Here is a 17,515-nt window from a genome sequence, read left to right as displayed (position 1 = left end):
CTACTCACTCCCCTTCTCGTCGTTGGTGACGGGAATAAAGCCCGCATCGCGAATCTGCTTGTCCATCTTTTCGGACGTCACGTAGTCGATGTAATCCTGCGCCTGCTGCGAAGGCGCACCCTTCACAAAGAAGTAAAGGTCGCGCGAGATGGGATAGCCGCCACTCGCGACCGTCTTCTCGGACGCCTCAACATGATTGACCGAGACAGCCTTGACCGAGGTCTTGGCGTTGAGGCTATCGACGAAGCCCAGCGAAATGTAGCCGATGGCCCCACGCGAACGAGATACCACGTCGCGCACCTGGCCCGTACCCGAAAGAACAGCCGAGCGGCGATCGAACGGCGTGCCATCCATCACGATGGTACGGAAGGCCTCGCGCGTACCGGACGCCTCGTCTCGGTTGATGACCTGAATCCTCAGGTCCTCGCCACCGACCTCTTTCCAATTGGTAATCTTGCCGGCGTAGATATCGCGGAGCTGCTCGGTCGAGAGGTTATCGACGGGGTTGTCGTCGTTCACGATGACCGCAATACCGTCGTGGGCAATGACGATGGGAGTCAGGCCCAGATCCTGTTCGTCGGCATTGAGCCCACGGGAGGAGCTGGCGATATCGGCCGTGCCGGCGCTGACGGCCTCGATGCCAGCGGAAGAACCCAAACCGGAAACGAGCACGTCGATGCCGGTCTCCTCCTTAAAGCCCTCGGCCGCAATCTCGGCGATAGGAAGGCAGGTCGTGGAGCCAGCGACGGTAATGGAAGAGGTAGAAGATCCCGAAGAACAGGCGCACAGCGTAAGCGTAAGCACAGCGGCGCTCAGGACCGATACGATCTTTCTCATAGCATCACGCCGATCGCAGCATGGCGCCCACAGGTGCCGTCCTCGTTACGGTAGGAATAAAAGCGGTCGTTCTGACGCACGGTCGAAAGCTGGGTATCCACGATATTATCCGCGTCGACACCGACATCTACCAGCGCCTCGCGAATGGCAGCGGAAAGATCAAGCATGCGAGAGGTATTCGCATCGATGCAAGAGAACTCGGCGGCAAAGCGATCCATGAGTTCCTGGGATACCTCATATTCGTCACCCAAGATATGGGGGCCGATATAGGCGGAAACGTCGCTCGCATCGCAACCGGCAGCATCGCAAAGCGCCTGGCACGCCTTGGCGGAAATACGTGCAATCGTGCCCTTCCAACCGGAGTGCACCACGGCAAATCCGCCGGGGGCCACCAGCACCACGGGAACGCAGTCGGCAAAGCAGAGCAGCACGGGCACGTTATGCGCCGTGCAGACGATGGCATCACAGCCCTCGGCAATCTGCTCGCGAACGTCCTCAAGGTCATCGGCGCCGTTCGAGGTCACCGCAACGATATGATCACCATGGACCTGATTGGGAACGAGCAGGTTGTGCTCGCACTCGGCGGCACCCATAGCCTCGAGCGCACGACGACGATTTTCTTGAACAGCAAAGGGGTCATCGCCAACATGCGAGCCCAAGTTGAGTGAGGAGTACGCATCTTCGGAAACGCCACCGGCGCGCTCGGTGAAGGCAAAGCGAACATCGGATGTCGCGCCCTCCACCAACGTAACTCCATCATGGTCGACACGCGAAACTTTGTCCGCACGTGCTGCCATACTAAAGCCTCCTAATAACACAAGTACCGCGGCATCGCCGCTACAGCCCGCGTTTATACGGCTGTCATACTTCTCTAAAAGGATACCTGCTGCGCTGGAGGCAATCGTAAAGGGAACGTAAAGAGATTGGAGGTTCTAGTTTACAAAGTCGAAATAAAAAGGGCGCGTCCATACGGACACGCCCCTGTGCACAACAATGCAAAGAACGACTTAGAAGCTACCGCGCTTCAGGAAGTCGGGAAGCTCGAACTGATCGTTGCCGAAGTTAGGAAGCTCGGTGCCACCGACGTTGCGGGTCGGAGCGGCCTGAGCCGGGCTCGTGGCAGGAGCGGTGCGCTGCGGCTCAGCGGAGGCAGCGGCCTTGCTCTGAGACTGCTGAGCAGCAAAGAGCTCGTCCTGACGGTTGACGTTGGAGTCGGAGAAGCCCGTAGCGATGACGGTGATACGCACCTGATCGCCCAGGGACTCGTCGACAACGGTACCGAAGATGATGTTGGCCTCGGGGTCGACGGCGTTGGCGACAACGTCGGCGGCGTCGCTGATCTCCTGGATGCCCAGGTCCTTGGAACCGGCGATGGAGAGCAGCACGCGCGTGGCGCCATCGATGGAGCTCTCGAGCAGCGGGCTGGAGATGGCCTGCTGGGCAGCGTCGACGGCACGGGTGTCCCCAGAAGAGGTACCGATACCCATCATGGCGGTACCGGCCTGCTTCATGATGGTCTTAACATCGGCGAAGTCCAGGTTGATGATACCGGGGACGGTGATGAGGTCGGTGATGCCCTGGGTGCCCTGGGAAAGGACGCCATCGGCAATCGCGAAGGCCTCGAGCATGGTGGTCTTCTTCTCGGCGATGTCGAGCAGCTTATCGTTAGGGATGACGATCATGGTGTCGACGCAATCGGAGAGGGTCTTAATGCCCTCCTCGGCGCTCTTCTTGCGCTTGCGGCCCTCGAAGGTGAAGGGCTTGGTCACGACGGCGACGGTCAGCGCACCGACCTCGTTCATCGCGATATCGGCAACGATGGGAGCAGCGCCGGTACCGGTGCCACCGCCCTCGCCGCAGGTGATGAACACCATGTCGGCGCCAGCGAGCGCCTCGGCAATGTCGTCGCGGGACTCATCGGCAGCCTTGCGGCCAACCTCGGGGTTGGCGCCGGCGCCCAGGCCGCGGGTAAGGTCGGTGCCGATGTGCACCTTGATATCGGCATCAGAGATCGCGAGTGCCTGAGCATCGGTGTTGATGGCAACAAACTCGACGCCGCGGATGCCCTCTTCGATCATTCGATTGACCGCGTTGGTACCGCCGCCGCCGACGCCGACCACCTTAATGACGGCAAGGTAGTTGTTGATCTCTGTCTCGTGCATGTCGGTCCTCCGAACAAAGGTTATAGCCATAGCATGGGTCGACCCCTGCGCACATTAACCTTCAGGTTGAAAGTAAATGCAAAGGTAAACCGTATTATGTTTGCACATTATGAACGTATCAGTCAAATAATTGACCGTGAAAACCAAACAAACCAGATAAACGGCGTGGTATGGCCCCTCAACAAAGCATCAACCAGCGCTACGAGGTCGGAGCGTTCCTAAATGTATAGTTACCCGGAGAGCGCACATTGATATACGTTACGCCCTCTACCTGCGAAAGCAACTTGGTGACTACGCGTTCCTTCTTGACGATATCGTCCGAATCGCCCAGCGACACCTCAATGCCGTTATTGAGGTTTGCCGAGATGGCTTCGACCGAAGGCGTGGAAATATCCTTGACTTGTCCCAAGAACTCGCTCGAAAAACCACGCACATAATCCAAGCCAGCCTTAACGGCCTTGGAGCTCACCGCCTGGCCGGAAACCGGAGCGACATCCGCCGAGACATCAGTCAACAACACCGCGCCATAGTGCTTAGCGAGCGCCAGCGCGGCATCAATGCCGGTCAGGGTATTTGAGCCCTGCCCCGTCGTGATGACGTTGCCCTGGTCATCCACTTCGACCGACGTCGACAGCGGGGCGATCCAGGTGTCATCATCCCCGATGGCCCAGGCTAGGTCATCGGAGCTGATATAGGCAATTGCGATGACCTTGCGCTCCATAGGCGTAATGATGAGCGTATGCGGGAACTGACGCTGAACATCCACGCCCGAGACCCACGGGTTCTGCTTGAGGTCCTCGGTAATCTGGTCGGGATCGACGTTAAAAAGCGACGTTCCCTCGGGCAAATCGATCAGCTGGATAGCATCGTGCTTCGTCACATGCTCGCTGCCTTGAATCTGAATATCAGTGGCGGTAAACAATCCAGAGTTAATCACCACGATGGCAACGACGACGAGCACGGCCAAGACGGCCAGAACGCCGCCCACGATTTTGCCTTTGCCTGTAACGACAGAAGCGGCGTCTGATGTTTTATTTGCCATCGCCCCAAGTGAAGACAACGGGTTGACGCCTTTTTTACCCGAAGGCTTCTTGGCGGTAGCCGGCACCGATGTCAGCGAGCGCGGTTTCGATGCGCCCAGCGTGCGACCCGGACGCAGCGTTTTAGTTCCCGTCGGTGGCTTAGGAGTTGCCATGGGACGGGCAGGCTTGGCGCCCATAACAGGCTTTGACGTCACCGAGGGACGCGAGGACTTTTTTGCGGCCGGACGATTACCGAGCTGCGAGCCGACGACCGGACGACTGGTCTGTCGAGCATGCCCGACAGACTTAGAGTGCGCGACGGTATTGCGTTGAGGTTTGGCAGGCGCGCCGGAACGCCCTCCGGCGCGGCGGAAGGTGGGTTTCGATGCTCTAGAAGCCGAGGAATTTAACTTCCGGTCTGAGCTCGATGCCATACGCCTCCCTCACCTTTCCGTGCACATGTCTGATAACCGCGGCAACGTCATCGGCCGAGGCAGTTCCGTTATTAACGATAAAATTAGCGTGAACGGGCGAAACTTCCGCGCCGCCAATCGAAAAACCCTTTAATCCACAATCCTCGATAAGCTTGCCCACGCTCGCATCGGGCGGGTTGCGAAAGACCGACCCGCAGGATGCGCGACCCATGGGCTGCGTACGCTTGCGCCTCGTCAGGTACCGCTCCATGCGCTCGCGAATGTCGGCCTTGGGCGCCGGTTTAAGCTTAAGCACGCACTCGAGGATGATCTCATTGCGGGGAAGGCTACATTCTCGGTAGCCCCAAGTGATCTCGGACCCCGCATAATGCTTGATACCGGATGCCGGGTCAAACGTTACGACATCCTCAACCAGCGAGCCAATCCACTCGGTCCGTGTGCCTGCATTCATAGATATCGCACCGCCAACCGAACCAGGGATGCCAACGGCAAACTCAAGGCCCGAGAGGCTACGCGACAGGGCATCGTTGACCAGGCGCGCAAACATCACGCCCGCACCGACCGTCAGCGTACAACCGTCATCGGCAACAACCGTGCGCTGAAACTCACGTCCGAGCGAAATGACGGCACCGCGATAACCGCCATCGGCAACCAGCAGATTGGAGCCCTTGCCGATGATGACCCACGGCACCTGCTCGCGATCGAGCACCGCCACGGCGCGGCGGAGGGCATGATAGCTATGGCACGTCACAAAGAGGTCGGCCTTGCCGCCGATACGATAGCTCGTATGACGCGCAAGGCGCTCGTCCTCGATCACATCCGTGTCGATCATGCCCGAGAGCGCCATGACGGCGTTAAACAGACCCATTAGACTTAAGCGTCTTTCTTGGCAGTCAGATACTCAATGAACTCGGGGCCGACGGTCGTAACGTCACCGGCACCCATAGTGAGCAGCAGGTCGCCCGCGCCCACCATCTGCTCGAGCTCCTGATTGAGCTCAAGACGGCTGGAGCAGTACACGACCTCCTTGCCAGGATGCTTGGCGCGCACGGTATCGGCGAGCATCTTAGAGGTGACACCCGGAATGGGCATCTCGCCAGCCGAGAACACATCAATCAGCAGCAGTTTATCGGCATTGGCAAATGCGTCGGCAAAGTCGTCGCACAGGGCCTGCAGGCGCGAATAACGGTGCGGCTGGAACACGACGTCGACATGCTTGTAGCCCAGCGACGAAGCGGCAGCAAGCGTCGCCTTGATCTCGGTGGGGTGATGGCCGTAATCATCGACCACGGTGATGCCATCGATATCGCCCACGTGGGTAAAGCGACGGCGGACGCCCTCAAAGCTCGAGAGCGCCTTGGCGGCGGCGTCGATGTCAAGGCCCAGGACATGGGCGACGGTGAGCACCGCCGTGGCGTTGAGCATGTTGTGGCGACCGGGATTGCTCTTGATCTCCACGGCATGCTCAGTGCCGTCCTCAAAGCGAACGATAAAGTCACTCTGGATGCCCTTGACATCCGGGTGCATGCAGACGATGTCGTTGCTCTCGGCAAAGCCGTAGGAAAGCACGCGTCGACCGGTCGACTTGGCGAGCTCGACCAGATGCGGGTCCTCACCGCAGACGATGACGGTGCCGTCCTCGCCCACCAGGCTCATGAATTTGGCGAAAGTTGCCTCGATCTCCTCGATACCCGAGTAGTGATCGAGGTGATCGGCCTCGACGTTGGTCACAATGACCACGTTGGGGTCCAGGAACAGGAAGGAGCTGTCGGACTCGTCGGCCTCGGCGACAAAGTAGTCGCCCGAGCCGTTCTTGCCGTTCGTGTCATAGCCCTCGACGATGCCACCGATCAGGAAGCTCGGATCCAGACCCATGCGGTCGAGCATGGTGGCGCACATCGAAGACGTGGTGGTCTTGCCATGCGTGCCGGCAACAGCGACGGTGGTGTAGCCGTGGCCCAAAGCAGAGAGCATCTTGGCACGGGGCCACACGGGAATACCAAGCTCGCGAGCGCGCACGAGCTCGGGGTTGGACTCCGGAATAGCGGTGGAGACAACAACCACGTCGGGCTTGACCTCGTCGATCGTGGCGGCCTCATGGCCCACATGCACCTTCACACCAGCGCGGGTAAGCTGGCGGATATAACGTGACGTCTTAAGGTCGGAGCCGGTAACGGCATAACCGCGCTCGTGCAGAACGAGGGCGATGCCGCTCATGCCGGCGCCGCCGATACCGATAAAGTGGGCGCTCTTAAACTCGGGCGCGGAGGTTGCAGTCTGGGAATCAGCCATGTGCTCGTGTACTCCTTGCGTAAACACTGCCTGTAACCCGTTAACTGTACCGCACCTACCGCATCAGCGCGAGGGCGACCGACGATATCCCGTCTAACTAACGCAAACCCTCTACCGCATCCGCCAGAAGAGCGGCGGCCCTATCCTGGGCCAGACCACGCGCCGCCTGACGCATGGCGTCGCGCGCCGCCGCGTCATCGACCAGGTGCAGCAGTTCATCGGCAAAGGCAGAACCGTCGATATCGGCATCGGCGCAGAGCACACCGGCCCCGGCGTCGACCAGATACCGGGCATTGGTGGTTTGGTGGTCGGCCGTCGCATGCGGGTACGGCACGAGCACCGAAGGCACGGCGAGTGCAGCGATCTCGGCCACGCTCGATGCGCCCGAACGCGAGAGCACCAAATCGGCAGCAGCCAGCATATCGCCCATGTTGTCGATGTAAGGCTGGACGCGGTAACGCTTCGCCTCCTCGGGCGTCAGCGCCAAAGCGCTCTCGGTCTCCTCAAAGCCGTCGGCACCCGTCGAATGCAACACATAGAGGTTCTTGCGCGAAAGCAGCTCGTTTTTGAGCGAGACCACGCGCTCGTTGAGGTGCTGGGCGCCAAGTGAACCACCAAAGACGAGCAGCAGCGTAGCGTCCTCGGGAACGCCAAGTGCCTTGCGGCCGCGAGCGCGATCGCCCTCGATCACCGAGCGACGTACGGGGTTGCCGGTCATGAGCACGTGGTCAGGGTCACCTTCGCGTTCAAAGACCGAGCGCGCTGCCGGCACCGAGATGCACACGCGGGCGGCGTGGGAGTTCATCATCTTGTTGGCCAGGCCCGGAACAGAGTTCTGCTCATGCAGCAGATACGGAACACCCGCGCCCTTGCACCACCCCAGCAGCGGAACCTCGACATAGGCACCAAAACCGATGGCGGCATCGGGCTTGCCGACCTTTGAAAAATGACTGGCGAGCGCACGCTTGGCCTTGTTGACACGCCATAGCGAGGTCAGCGCCGTCCAAGGACGGGAGCGGTCGAAGCCCGTGACCGTAATGGGCACAAAATCAAACCCAGCCTCAGGGACCAGACGACCCTCGAGCTTGCGCGACTGGCCCACGAACACAACGTGGTGGCCACGATCACGCAGCTCTTCGGCCAAGGCGAGCGCGGGGTTGATGTGTCCTGCCGTACCGCCGGCTGCAATAGCAACGGTCATCTTATCGGTCATGGTAGTCCCTTCGTACACGCGGTCCCTGGTCGTCGGTGCGCAGACGCGCCGACGGGTCCGAGTTCAAATCGATTCGATTATATCCGCCGCCCGCATTGCGAGGGCTGGAGCGCTGAGGACGACCTTGCGGCGCCGTTCGCTGACGCGGGCGGGCTGCCGGCTCGGTCGCAGAGCCATCCAGGACGGTAAAACCGTTACGCGAAGATCGCTCGCCGCGCACGTGGGGCACGCCGGCGGTGCTCTCATCCATAACGGCAAAGCTCTCACGGCGGCGGTCATACTCATCGCGGCGGGCGCTCTCGTACGAAACGCGCAGGATCAACCCGGCAAGCATGAGCGACACAATAATCGACGAACCGCCGTAGCTAATAAACGGCAACGGTTTGCCCGTCATGGGAAATACGTTGAGGATGCCCAGCGCGTTAATCAAAAACTGCACCGCGAGAATGACTGCGGAGCCAGACGCCATGAGCGCGCCCCGACGATCGGTCGCCTGCTCGGCAATGCGAAACGCCGAGTAGATCAGCATCGCAAACACCAAGAAGAACAGCACGGTTCCGACAAAACCGACTTCCTCGCCAATGATGGCCAAGATGTAGTCGTTGTGTGCCTCGGGCAGATACGAGTACTTCATGGTTGAGTTGCCGATGCCACGGCCGAACAGACCGCCCGAGGCAAAGGCCATGATGGCAAGCGTGGCCTGATAGCCGTCACCATACTCGTCGGCCCAAGGGTTCAAGGCAACCTGAATACGCACCATACGGTACGGCTCTGCGACAAGCGCAATCACGATCACGAGAATGCCGAAGATTAGCACGCCGATGATAAATCTGGGGTCGAGACCCGCAAACAACGCCATGCACATGAGGGTCAACAGGATGATCAGGACAGTACCGAAATCGGGCTGGATAAAGATCAGAAAGAGCGAAATGCCAAGGTAGATGCCCATCTTGCGAAGGAATTCGTTGATGTTGCCACCGGGCGAAAAGAAGCGATCAAGCATGATGGCCGAATACGCAATGGCAAATGGCTTTAAAAACTCGGAAGGCTGGAACTGAATGCCGGCGATGTTGAGCCAGCGCGTGGCGCCGCGGCTGCCGCTGCCCACCAAGAACACCAGAAGCAGTAGCCCTATCATGCCGATAAGAAAGATCCTGAGCACATCCTCCCCAAACCAGCTGTCCGGCAAAACGCGCACGATGGCAATCAGCGCCAGAACACCGACCACGGCAAACGCGGCCTGTCGACCCAGAAAAAACGTCGCCGAGCCATTCTCGTGCAGCGCCTCGACCGAAGACGCCGAGTACACCATCAGCAGGCCAAAGCATACCAAGGTAAACAAGCAGGCCATGAATATCAAACGGGGGCGCATGATACGGGCGGGAACGCCGGCAATATAGCGTTCGCTAAACGACTGCCCGCCGCGGCCGGAACGCGGTGTGGTGCGACGTGAGGAAGCACGGTCCGAGTCGGGCCTCCTCATACCTTGTCGGGGGCTCTCCTCTCTCACCGCAACCCCTATTCCATTTGTGATTTCGCCGCAGCGGCAAGCTGGGCCACGTAGTCCTTAAACACGCGGCCGCGCTCCTCATAGCCCGAGAACTCATCGAACGAAGAGCAGGCAGGTGAAAGTAAGATCACGTCGCCACGGCTCGACAACGAACGGGCAACGTCCACGGCGTCGCGTAGGTCATCCGCCTGGGCGATATCCACATCGCCATCGACATCGGCCTCGTCCATAGCGGCGGTGAAGCGCTCGCGCGCATCGCCAAAGCAGACGACCGAGCGCACGTTGTCCATAACGACGCGCGCGAAGTCCGTGAGCGGCGTGCCCTTATCGTGGCCGCCGAGCAGCAAGATCACATCGTCATCGGGAAATGCCGTCAGCGCCTTCTCGACCGCATCGGTGTTGGTCGCCTTGGAATCGTTGACGTAGCGCACGCCGTCAATCTCGCCACACGGCTCCACGCGGTGCTCGAGCGGCTGGAACGAGGCAAGACCGCGGCAGACACCATCGACATCGGCACCGACAGCCGAGGCAGCCGTGGCAGCACACAGGGCATTGATAACATTGTGATGGCCCGAGATCTTGAGCTCGGATGTAGCGATGAGCGGGGTCTCGACACCCTTCAGACGCACGATCATCTTGCCGTCGCGCACAAAGGCGGCATCCTCGCCCTCAGGCTCGTCAAAGGCAACCTTGCAGATGCGACGACCCGGCGTATAGATGTACTCATCGAACTCGTGAATGCCGGCGTCTTCGACGTCGACAACCACCAGATCGTCATCGACCATATTGTCAAACAGTTTGATCTTGGCAAGTGCATAGTTCTTATGGCTCTTATGCCAGCCCAAGTGGTCGGGAGTGATGTTGAGCAGCACCGCCACGCGGGGGTGGAGCTCGGTTGTCGTAGCAATCTGATAGCTCGAGAGCTCAGCCACAAACCACTCGTTGTGGGCTCGGCCGTCAATCTCGTTGACCGGCGGCTCGCCGATGTTGCCGACAGCAACGCTGGCCTCGCCGGCAGCCTTAAGCAGATAATCAGTCAGCGACGTGGTGGTCGTCTTGCCGTTGGTGCCCGTGATGGCAATCCAGTTATCGGGCGACAGGCGATAGGCAAACTCGGGCTCACCCATAATCTGGGCGGCACGCTCGCGCCCGGCCTTAAAGAAGCCCGAGAACTCCGAGATGCCCGGGCACGTCACGCATACGTCATAGGCGCCCTCGACCTGTTCGGTCCCATAGACAAACGACGCACCAGCAGCCTCGAGCGCACGCGTGGCGTCATTGGGCTCAGAGGTGCCACCGCCATACACGGTAACGGCACTTACGCGCTCGGGATGTGTCAGCGCCCAGCGGGCGACATCGAGACCGGATTTGCCCTGACCCAAAACGAGCAGGCTAAAGACATCAGCAAGAGGCATGAAAGACCACTATCCCAACTGGAAGAACAGGGCAAGGCCAACGGCACCAAAGGCAGCAGCGATAATCCAAAAACGGATGACGACCTTGGTCTCGGCCCAGCCCTTCTTTTCGAAATGATGATGGATGGGCGCCATAAGGAAGACGCGCTTGTGCGTAAAGTGGAAGTAGACAACCTGAATCATGACCGACAGGGTCTCAACGATAAACAGGCCGCCGATGATGAGGGAGACGACCTCGGTGTTGGTCATGATGGACGTGCAGGCAAACGCGGCGCCCAGGGCAAGCGAGCCGGTATCGCCCATAAAGATGCTCGCCGGATAGCAGTTGAACCACAGAAAGCCCAAGCAGGCACCGGCACACGCGGTGCAGAAGATGGACAGGTTCACGTCTCCGTGCAAAAACGCCATGGCAGCCATGGCGAGCATGGCGATCATGGAGGTGCCGCCAGCAAGACCGTCAAGGCCATCGGTCAGGTTCACGGCATTAGAAAGACCGGCGATCATCAGCCAGCAAAAGACAATGTAGAGCCACGGGAACGAAAGGCCGCAGATGGTGGTCGAAAGCACGCCAAGGTCAATCGTCAGGCCGCCGGGAAAACGAATCTCGGGGGCGACGCCGCACCAGTTAACGGCAAGTACCGTAAAGGTGACACAGATAATGGTTAGGCCGATCATCTTGGCATGAGGCGTCAGACCGAGCGAGCGCCCATGCGTAACGGAGGTCAGGTCGTCGATCAGGCCCAGCACGCCGGTCGCCAGCGTGGCGAGCAGCACGAGCACGAGCTCGGTGGTGAGCTTGCCCATCAGCAGGCAGGTCAGCGAGATCGCGACGAGGATGACAACGCCACCCATGGTGGGCGTTCCCTGCTTAACCAAATGACGCTTGGGGCCGTCGGCACGAACCTGCTGGCCGATACCCTCGACCTTGAGCAGCTTGATCCACCACGGCATGAGCAGCAGCGCAATGGCAGCGGCGATGCCAAGCCCCAAAAAAGCCTGATACGTTGGATACGAGGGATTGCCGAACATGGGCTAGCACACACCTTCCACAAAGCGGTCGAGCTCAACAAAGCGGGAACCCTTGACCAGTACAACATCATGTTTTTCAAGCGCGCCGCCCATGCGGTCGAGCACCTGCTGATAATCGGAGAACACCTGGATGCGGTCCTCGTCCATACCCATCATGCGCGCGGCATCGGCCATAAGCTGGGCCAGCTCACCACCCACGCACGCCAGCATGTCGAGCTTCTTGGCGGCGGCATAGGCGCCCACGAGCTCATGCATGCGAGGAGCCTCATCGCCCATCTCGCCCATCTCGCCCAGGATCGCCATGCGAGACCCCGTGCACGAAAGCGAGCACAGTAGATCGAGACCAGCAGCCATGGATTCGGCGCTGGCGTTATAGGAATCGTCAATGACGCGGGCACCGCTCTTGGCGCGCTTGATCTCCTGGCGGTGACCGGTGATCGTGAGGCCTCTAAAGGCAGCATCGATCTGCTCGGGCGTCACGCCCAGGCGATAGGCAACTGCGGCGGCCTTAACGGCATTTGGGACGGACTGCACGCCGGGGATGGCAAGCATGGTATCGGTCGTCTCACCCTGGCCAAAATCGAGCGTAAAGACCGGACGGCCCTCGTCATCAACACGAATGTCGCGGGCACGGACCTCATCATCGTCCGAGACGCCGGCCAGCATCACATCGATACCAGCAGGCTGGGCGAACGTATCGCGAATGAACGGCGTAAAGTCGTCCTCACCGCCCAAAACCAGCAGCGGCAAGAAGTCGCCGGCGGCGCGCATACCCTGGACAATCTCGGCCTTAGCGCGGGCGATGTTCTCGCGGCTGCCCAAAATGCCGATGTGAGAGGTGCCGATCTTGCTCACGATGGCAAAGTTGGGATTGGCGGACTGGGAAAGGCGCTCGATCTCGTGGAAATGGTTCATGCCCATCTCGAGCACCAGGACCTCGGTATCGGCCGGAGCGGAAAGCACCGTGAGCGGCATGCCGATCAGGTTATTGAAATTGCCCTTGGTGGCCCAGACACGATAGCGCTTGGCGAGCACGGCGGCGAGCACGTCCTTGGTCGTCGTCTTGCCGATGGAACCGGTAATGCCAACGACCAGGCAGCCAAGCTCCAGGCGATACGCGTGCGCCAAACGCAGCAGAAACTCCTCGGGATCATCGGTCAGCAGGATGGCGCATCCTTTGTCCTGCGCCAGCGAGACCAGCTCGGCCTCGGGCTCACGCGTCATCACGACGGCGCCGGCACCCGACTGGACGGCACGGGAAGCAAAATCATTGCCGTCGACGTTTTCACCGGGAAAGGCGACGAAAATCGTCCCTTCCTCGACCTGGCGCGAGTCGATAACGCACCCGCGGCATACCCGATCGGCTTCTCCCGTCACGGTTCGGGCCCCTGTTGCGGCCGCGAGGTTGTTGACGGCGATCTCTATCATTGCAGCTCCCCTGTAAACCTAATAATGCTATCGGCGTATTGTATCCCAGCGCCGCGCATGCGTGGTGCAGGGCATGTGAACACCCTCATATGGGACAACAAACCACGCCCCAAAGATTGTAACCCCCTACTTCGTGTGCGGGATACCCAGCACGTCGAGCGCGTTGGCCATAATGGACTGGAACGGCACCGCAGCGGCATCTGAGCCGCTCGGCGTTCCGTCGAGCGTGATATAGCACAGCACCTTGGGCGATTGTGCCGGTGCAAAGCCCATAAAGGACGACATGTAGTTCTCCTTGAGGTAGCCGCCGTTCTCGTCGGCACGTTCGGCCGTACCGGTCTTACCCGCCACGTCATAGCCGTCAACCGCGCCGCCAACGCCCGTTCCCTCGGACACGACCGTCTGCATGCACGATGTCACCTGGGATGCGGCGTCCTCCGAAATCGCGCGCTCGCCTTCGCCCCAGTCCTTCTCGTCGCCTTTGCTGGACTTATAGAAGTGCGGTGTCATCATCACGCCGCCGTTGGCGATGCCGCCCACGGCACGTGCGATCTCAATCGGCGAGACGGACAGTGCCTGTCCAAAGCTCATCGAGCCCAGCGTGGCGCCGTCATACTGGTCACGCTCCTTGACGATACCCAGGCTCTCTCCCGGAAAATCGACACCCGAGCTGTGACCGATGCCCCACTTGTCCACATAGGCGGCAAAGTCGTCGGCACCGATCTTGCGCCCCACTAGGACAAAGCCCACGTTGGACGAACGGCGCATCATCTCGCGCACATCCATGGTCATGGCATAGTCGCGCTTGTCGGCATCGGTGACGGTATCGTCGCCCACCTTGATGCTCGCCGGCACCTCAAACGACGTACTCGATCGCACGACGCCCAAGTCGAAGCCGGCGCCCGCCACGAGCGTCTTAAAGACCGAGCCGGGCTCGTAGGCGTCGGTGACCAGGCGCAGATTCATATCCTCGGTCTTGGCATTCTCCAGATCGGTCTGGTCGTAGGTCGGGTACGAGCAGGCTGCCAAAATCTCGCCTGTCGTAGGATCGGTGACCAGCGCCGTGCCGTTCTTGGCCTTAGTCTTCTCAACTGCCTCTGCCAGGGCATCCTCGGCCGCACGCTGGATATTGACGTCGAGCGTCGTCACGATATCAACGCCGTCGACCGCAGCCACCTTTTTATAGGCACCGCCCGCAATATAGCTGCCGTCCCTCGCGCGCTCGCGTACGAGAGAACCGTTCGTGCCGGTCAGAAGCTTGTTGTATTGCTTTTCGAGACCCGTCAAGCCATCGTTGTCTACATTCACTACACCCAGCACCTGCGATGCCAGATTGCCGTATGGATATACGCGCTTCATGGCCTGCTCAAAAAGCACGCCGGGCAGGTTCTTCTTCTCCAGCGCCGCAACATCGTCTTCGTCCACCTGGCGCTTGATATACACCCAGGTTCCATCGGACTCAACGAGCTTGCGGCAGGTCTTTTTATCGATTCCAGTTGCCTTGACCAGCGCCGACACCGTCTTGTCAACATCCTCGACAAGCTGCGGGTTCACGGCGATGTTGCGACATTCGACCGACGACGCCAACACGTTGCCGTTGCGGTCGTAGATGGTGCCGCGTTTGGCATAGAGGGTCTGCGCAAGCAGGCGGCGCGCATCGGCACGCTCGCGCAGTTTATCGGCTTCGACAATTTGATAGTCGGCAAGGCGAAAGACGCCCAAGCCCAAGCCAAGCCCGATGAAGCCCATGACGGCTTTGCGGCGAGGCAGAGGTGCGCCTGTGAGCCATTCGGTCGACGAACTCTTGCGCGACCTGGTGTTATGCACTTGAGGGCCGCCCGAGCCGCGAAGTCGCGACGCCGGGTCGTTGCCACGGGACCGCCCGGCGTTGTAAGATTGCCGACCCGTTCCTTGATAACCAGAACGTCCCCGCGACGAGGGACGTCCAGAACCGCGGCCCCCATCGGAACCGCGGCGATAGTCATTTGTCATACTCAGCTACCGTCTTGCTACTGAGCGGTCGCGGTCGCGTTGGCGCCCGCGGCTGCATCCTGCGAAAAGTCAAGTGTAACGCTCTCGCTGGGCTCCACCATGCCATAAGCGCCCGCAAGGTCGCGAATGCGCGTGTCGGCGCCATAGACCGAATGCATGACCTCCAGGTCGGAGCTCTCATCGGTCGCCTTTTCGAGCGTGTTGGTAAGCTCGGCGTTGCTGTTGAGCACCTGGGCCGTAACGCCGGCGAGTGCCACGCGGGCGACGCCGATCGTCATGAAGATAGCCGCAATGATGCAAAACGTTTTAAGAACGCTCATGAAAACCGGGCTTACCGCCTGGTTTGCCTGACGGCCCGCGCCCGTGTAGACATCAAAGCGCGGCGTGCGCTGCTCACGGGGAGCAACGGGGACCTGCGGCGTCTCACGATAGGCGGGCATGGCGTTCATATCATAGGCGAGTGCTGCGCTTGAAGTGTTGTAGCCCATGATATGCCGCCTCCCATCCCGAGTACGTTGGTAGTGTGTTTAAACTTCGTTTATGGTGCGAGCGGGAGGTCCAATATCGCGCGGTCGCGCCTACAGACGCTGCGCCACGCGGATTTTGGCTGATCTCGCCCGAGGGTTGCGCTCAACCTCATCAGGCTGGGCAACCAAGGGTTTGCGGGTGATGACCTTGAGTATCGGCACGTTGCCGCACACGCACACCGGAATCTCCGGCGGACACGTGCACCCCTGGCTCATCTCCTTAAAGTGGTTCTTTACGATACGGTCCTCGAGCGAGTGATACGAGATGACGCAGATACGTCCGCCCGGGTTGAGCCACCTGGTGGCGGCATCAAGCCCTCGTTCGAGCACATCGAGCTCGTGATTGACCTCGATGCGAATGGCCTGGAAACTTTTCTTGGCCGGGTGTCCGCCATGCCGACGAGCGGCAGCCGGGATACCCGCCTTGATGATCTCGACAAATTGGCCGGTGGTTTCGATCGGTTCTTGCTCGCGGCGGCGCACGATCTCGCGCGCGATCTGCGAGGCAAACTTCTCTTCGCCGTAGACGCGTAGAATCCGGGCGAGGTCGTGTTCGTTATAGGTGTTGATGACCTCAGCTGCGTTTAAGGTGTTATTACCCGGATCCATCCGCATGTCCAATGGGGCGTCCTCGTTATACGAAAAGCCCCTGCCAGGGATATCGAGTTGCGGTGACGAAACGCCCAAATCGAACAGGAAGCCATCGACCCCGGGCACCTCGGCCGAGCAAAGCAGCTCGTCCAAGTCGCCGAAGTTGCCCTTCAGCAGCTGGTGCGGAACTCCGGGAACCTCGCGGTCCAGACGGGCGCCAGCGGCCTCGAGGGCCATGTCGTCCTGATCGACGCCGAGCAAAAGGCCCGTCTCCCCCACCTGCGCGGCCATCTTTACCGAATGGCCGGCACCGCCAAGGGTGCAATCGCAGACAACGGAGCCGCTCTTTAGCCGCAGCGACTCAAGCACTTCGCCGAGCATGACAGGTTCATGCCGATATTCTTGTGTCAAGATCCCACGCTCCATCCGTTACCCGTGCCTTGCCCTTACGAGAAGAAGAGGTCCAGCAGGGCCTCATCGTCATCGTCCTCATCGGCCGCGGCGCGATCCCAAACCTCAAGGTGGTCGTAGTTGCCCACAACCGTGACCTCGCGGTCGAGGTTCGCCTGCTTGCGGAGAGACTCGGAAAGACCGATACGACCGGCGCTGTCCACGTCCATCGACGTGGTGCGCTTGTTGATCGCCCTCATGAGCTTCTGGTCATTAATGTCACGCGGGTTAAAACCCTCGTGGCCCTCACGACCCGCGAAGAGTCCTTCGACCCACTTATCGAAGGCCTCGGCAGAGAACACGTACAGAGCATCGACATCCAGGGCTTTAAACACGCGAACGTGCTCTCCAAGCTCCTCGCGAAGGGGTGCAGGCAGGGATAGACGACCTTTTGCATCGAGATTGCGCTCGTATGCACCAGTCATTCCCATGTGCGCCCTCCCCTCGGTTACTCAGATGGCACGTACGCGGGGAACCACCCCGCCTGTCGACGTCATTAATAATATGGGGAACCGCCCCATTTTTCAACAACTTTCCCCACCCCTTCCCCCACCCCGCCCCACTACTCCACCCACCATATATTGCAAAACACCCCCAAGCATATGTTCGAAAA

15 protein-coding genes are annotated in these 17,515 nt (G+C 60.1%); all 15 read right to left on the bottom strand.

The genetic code is table 11. The annotated features are described in order from the left end of the window. A complete protein-coding gene (locus AB5767_RS02510) occupies positions 1-837 on the bottom strand; it encodes a phosphate ABC transporter substrate-binding protein (RefSeq protein ID WP_368131417.1) in 837 nt (278 codons plus the stop codon). Further along, complete coding sequence (locus AB5767_RS02505; protein ID WP_138374476.1) at positions 834-1,634, bottom strand: purine nucleoside phosphorylase YfiH/LACC1 family protein; 801 nt, start codon at positions 1,632-1,634, stop codon at positions 834-836. The genes AB5767_RS02510 and AB5767_RS02505 overlap by 4 nt, the downstream gene beginning before the upstream one ends. 210 nt (positions 1,635-1,844) lie before the next feature. Further along, the gene (gene ftsZ / locus AB5767_RS02500) at positions 1,845-2,999 is read right to left on the bottom strand and encodes a cell division protein FtsZ (protein WP_022094491.1); all 1,155 of its coding nucleotides are present in this window, start codon (positions 2,997-2,999) and stop codon (positions 1,845-1,847) included. A 199-nt stretch (positions 3,000-3,198) separates the two neighbouring features. Further along, positions 3,199-3,987 carry a cell division protein FtsQ/DivIB gene (locus AB5767_RS02495; RefSeq protein ID WP_233503963.1) on the bottom strand — a complete coding sequence of 263 codons (789 nt, stop codon included), beginning with the start codon at positions 3,985-3,987 and terminating at the stop codon, positions 3,199-3,201. 424 nt (positions 3,988-4,411) lie between these two features. Next, positions 4,412-5,323 carry a UDP-N-acetylmuramate dehydrogenase gene (gene murB, locus AB5767_RS02490; protein ID WP_006234257.1) on the bottom strand — a complete coding sequence of 304 codons (912 nt, stop codon included), beginning with the start codon at positions 5,321-5,323 and terminating at the stop codon, positions 4,412-4,414. 5 nt (positions 5,324-5,328) lie between these two features. Continuing rightward, a complete protein-coding gene (murC, locus tag AB5767_RS02485; protein WP_227790120.1) occupies positions 5,329-6,747 on the bottom strand; it encodes a UDP-N-acetylmuramate--L-alanine ligase in 1,419 nt (472 codons plus the stop codon). Between the two features lie 97 nt (positions 6,748-6,844). After that, positions 6,845-7,960, bottom strand: coding sequence for an undecaprenyldiphospho-muramoylpentapeptide beta-N-acetylglucosaminyltransferase (murG, locus tag AB5767_RS02480; RefSeq protein WP_227790119.1), 1,116 nt, complete (start codon positions 7,958-7,960; stop codon positions 6,845-6,847). Next, positions 7,950-9,443 (bottom strand): putative lipid II flippase FtsW, encoded by a 1,494-nt coding sequence (gene ftsW, locus AB5767_RS02475; RefSeq protein WP_227790118.1) that lies wholly within the window; start codon positions 9,441-9,443, stop codon positions 7,950-7,952. The genes murG and ftsW overlap by 11 nt, the downstream gene beginning before the upstream one ends. A 35-nt stretch (positions 9,444-9,478) precedes the next feature. Continuing rightward, positions 9,479-10,885, bottom strand: coding sequence for a UDP-N-acetylmuramoyl-L-alanine--D-glutamate ligase (gene murD, locus AB5767_RS02470; RefSeq protein WP_368131416.1), 1,407 nt, complete (start codon positions 10,883-10,885; stop codon positions 9,479-9,481). A gap of 9 nt (positions 10,886-10,894) precedes the next feature. Continuing rightward, positions 10,895-11,914, bottom strand: coding sequence for a phospho-N-acetylmuramoyl-pentapeptide-transferase (mraY, locus tag AB5767_RS02465; RefSeq protein ID WP_006234262.1), 1,020 nt, complete (start codon positions 11,912-11,914; stop codon positions 10,895-10,897). Positions 11,915-11,917: 3 nt separating this feature from the next. Then, positions 11,918-13,342 carry a UDP-N-acetylmuramoyl-tripeptide--D-alanyl-D-alanine ligase gene (locus AB5767_RS02460; protein ID WP_227790116.1) on the bottom strand — a complete coding sequence of 475 codons (1,425 nt, stop codon included), beginning with the start codon at positions 13,340-13,342 and terminating at the stop codon, positions 11,918-11,920. A gap of 126 nt (positions 13,343-13,468) precedes the next feature. After that, complete coding sequence (locus tag AB5767_RS02455; RefSeq protein WP_368131415.1) at positions 13,469-15,169, bottom strand: peptidoglycan D,D-transpeptidase FtsI family protein; 1,701 nt, start codon at positions 15,167-15,169, stop codon at positions 13,469-13,471. Between the two features lie 182 nt (positions 15,170-15,351). Next, positions 15,352-15,822, bottom strand: coding sequence for a hypothetical protein (locus AB5767_RS02450; protein WP_118273579.1), 471 nt, complete (start codon positions 15,820-15,822; stop codon positions 15,352-15,354). Positions 15,823-15,912: 90 nt separating this feature from the next. Then, entirely contained in the window at positions 15,913-16,878 is a 966-nt protein-coding gene (gene rsmH / locus AB5767_RS02445) for a 16S rRNA (cytosine(1402)-N(4))-methyltransferase RsmH (protein ID WP_006234266.1), read from the bottom strand. Between the two features lie 20 nt (positions 16,879-16,898). Then, on the bottom strand, positions 16,899-17,333 hold the full coding sequence (locus tag AB5767_RS02440) for a division/cell wall cluster transcriptional repressor MraZ (RefSeq protein ID WP_006234269.1): 435 nt from the start codon (positions 17,331-17,333) through the stop codon (positions 16,899-16,901). Positions 17,334-17,515: the final 182 nt, after the last annotated feature.

The organism is Collinsella aerofaciens, from assembly GCF_040926265.1.
In the GTDB taxonomy this organism is placed as follows: domain Bacteria; phylum Actinomycetota; class Coriobacteriia; order Coriobacteriales; family Coriobacteriaceae; genus Collinsella; species Collinsella aerofaciens_BB.
The sequence above is the reverse complement of the archived record's forward strand: the minus strand, read 5'-3'. Positions and strand labels throughout refer to the sequence as shown.

What these genes read in the sequence shown, in the direction of transcription:
- AB5767_RS02450 (WP_118273579.1), bottom strand. Translation starts at nt 15,822, where the DNA reads ATGGGCTACAACACTTCAAGCGCAGCACTCGCCTATGATATGAACGCC.
- mraY (WP_006234262.1), bottom strand. Translation starts at nt 11,914, where the DNA reads ATGTTCGGCAATCCCTCGTATCCAACGTATCAGGCTTTTTTGGGGCTT.
- ftsW (WP_227790118.1), bottom strand. Translation starts at nt 9,443, where the DNA reads ATGAGGAGGCCCGACTCGGACCGTGCTTCCTCACGTCGCACCACACCG.
- ftsZ (WP_022094491.1), bottom strand. Translation starts at nt 2,999, where the DNA reads ATGCACGAGACAGAGATCAACAACTACCTTGCCGTCATTAAGGTGGTC.
- AB5767_RS02505 (WP_138374476.1), bottom strand. Translation starts at nt 1,634, where the DNA reads ATGGCAGCACGTGCGGACAAAGTTTCGCGTGTCGACCATGATGGAGTT.
- murC (WP_227790120.1), bottom strand. Translation starts at nt 6,747, where the DNA reads ATGGCTGATTCCCAGACTGCAACCTCCGCGCCCGAGTTTAAGAGCGCC.
- rsmH (WP_006234266.1), bottom strand. Translation starts at nt 16,878, where the DNA reads ATGGAGCGTGGGATCTTGACACAAGAATATCGGCATGAACCTGTCATG.
- murB (WP_006234257.1), bottom strand. Translation starts at nt 5,323, where the DNA reads ATGGGTCTGTTTAACGCCGTCATGGCGCTCTCGGGCATGATCGACACG.
- murG (WP_227790119.1), bottom strand. Translation starts at nt 7,960, where the DNA reads ATGACCGATAAGATGACCGTTGCTATTGCAGCCGGCGGTACGGCAGGA.
- AB5767_RS02510 (WP_368131417.1), bottom strand. Translation starts at nt 837, where the DNA reads ATGAGAAAGATCGTATCGGTCCTGAGCGCCGCTGTGCTTACGCTTACG.
- AB5767_RS02440 (WP_006234269.1), bottom strand. Translation starts at nt 17,333, where the DNA reads ATGGGAATGACTGGTGCATACGAGCGCAATCTCGATGCAAAAGGTCGT.
- murD (WP_368131416.1), bottom strand. Translation starts at nt 10,885, where the DNA reads ATGCCTCTTGCTGATGTCTTTAGCCTGCTCGTTTTGGGTCAGGGCAAA.
- AB5767_RS02460 (WP_227790116.1), bottom strand. Translation starts at nt 13,342, where the DNA reads ATGATAGAGATCGCCGTCAACAACCTCGCGGCCGCAACAGGGGCCCGA.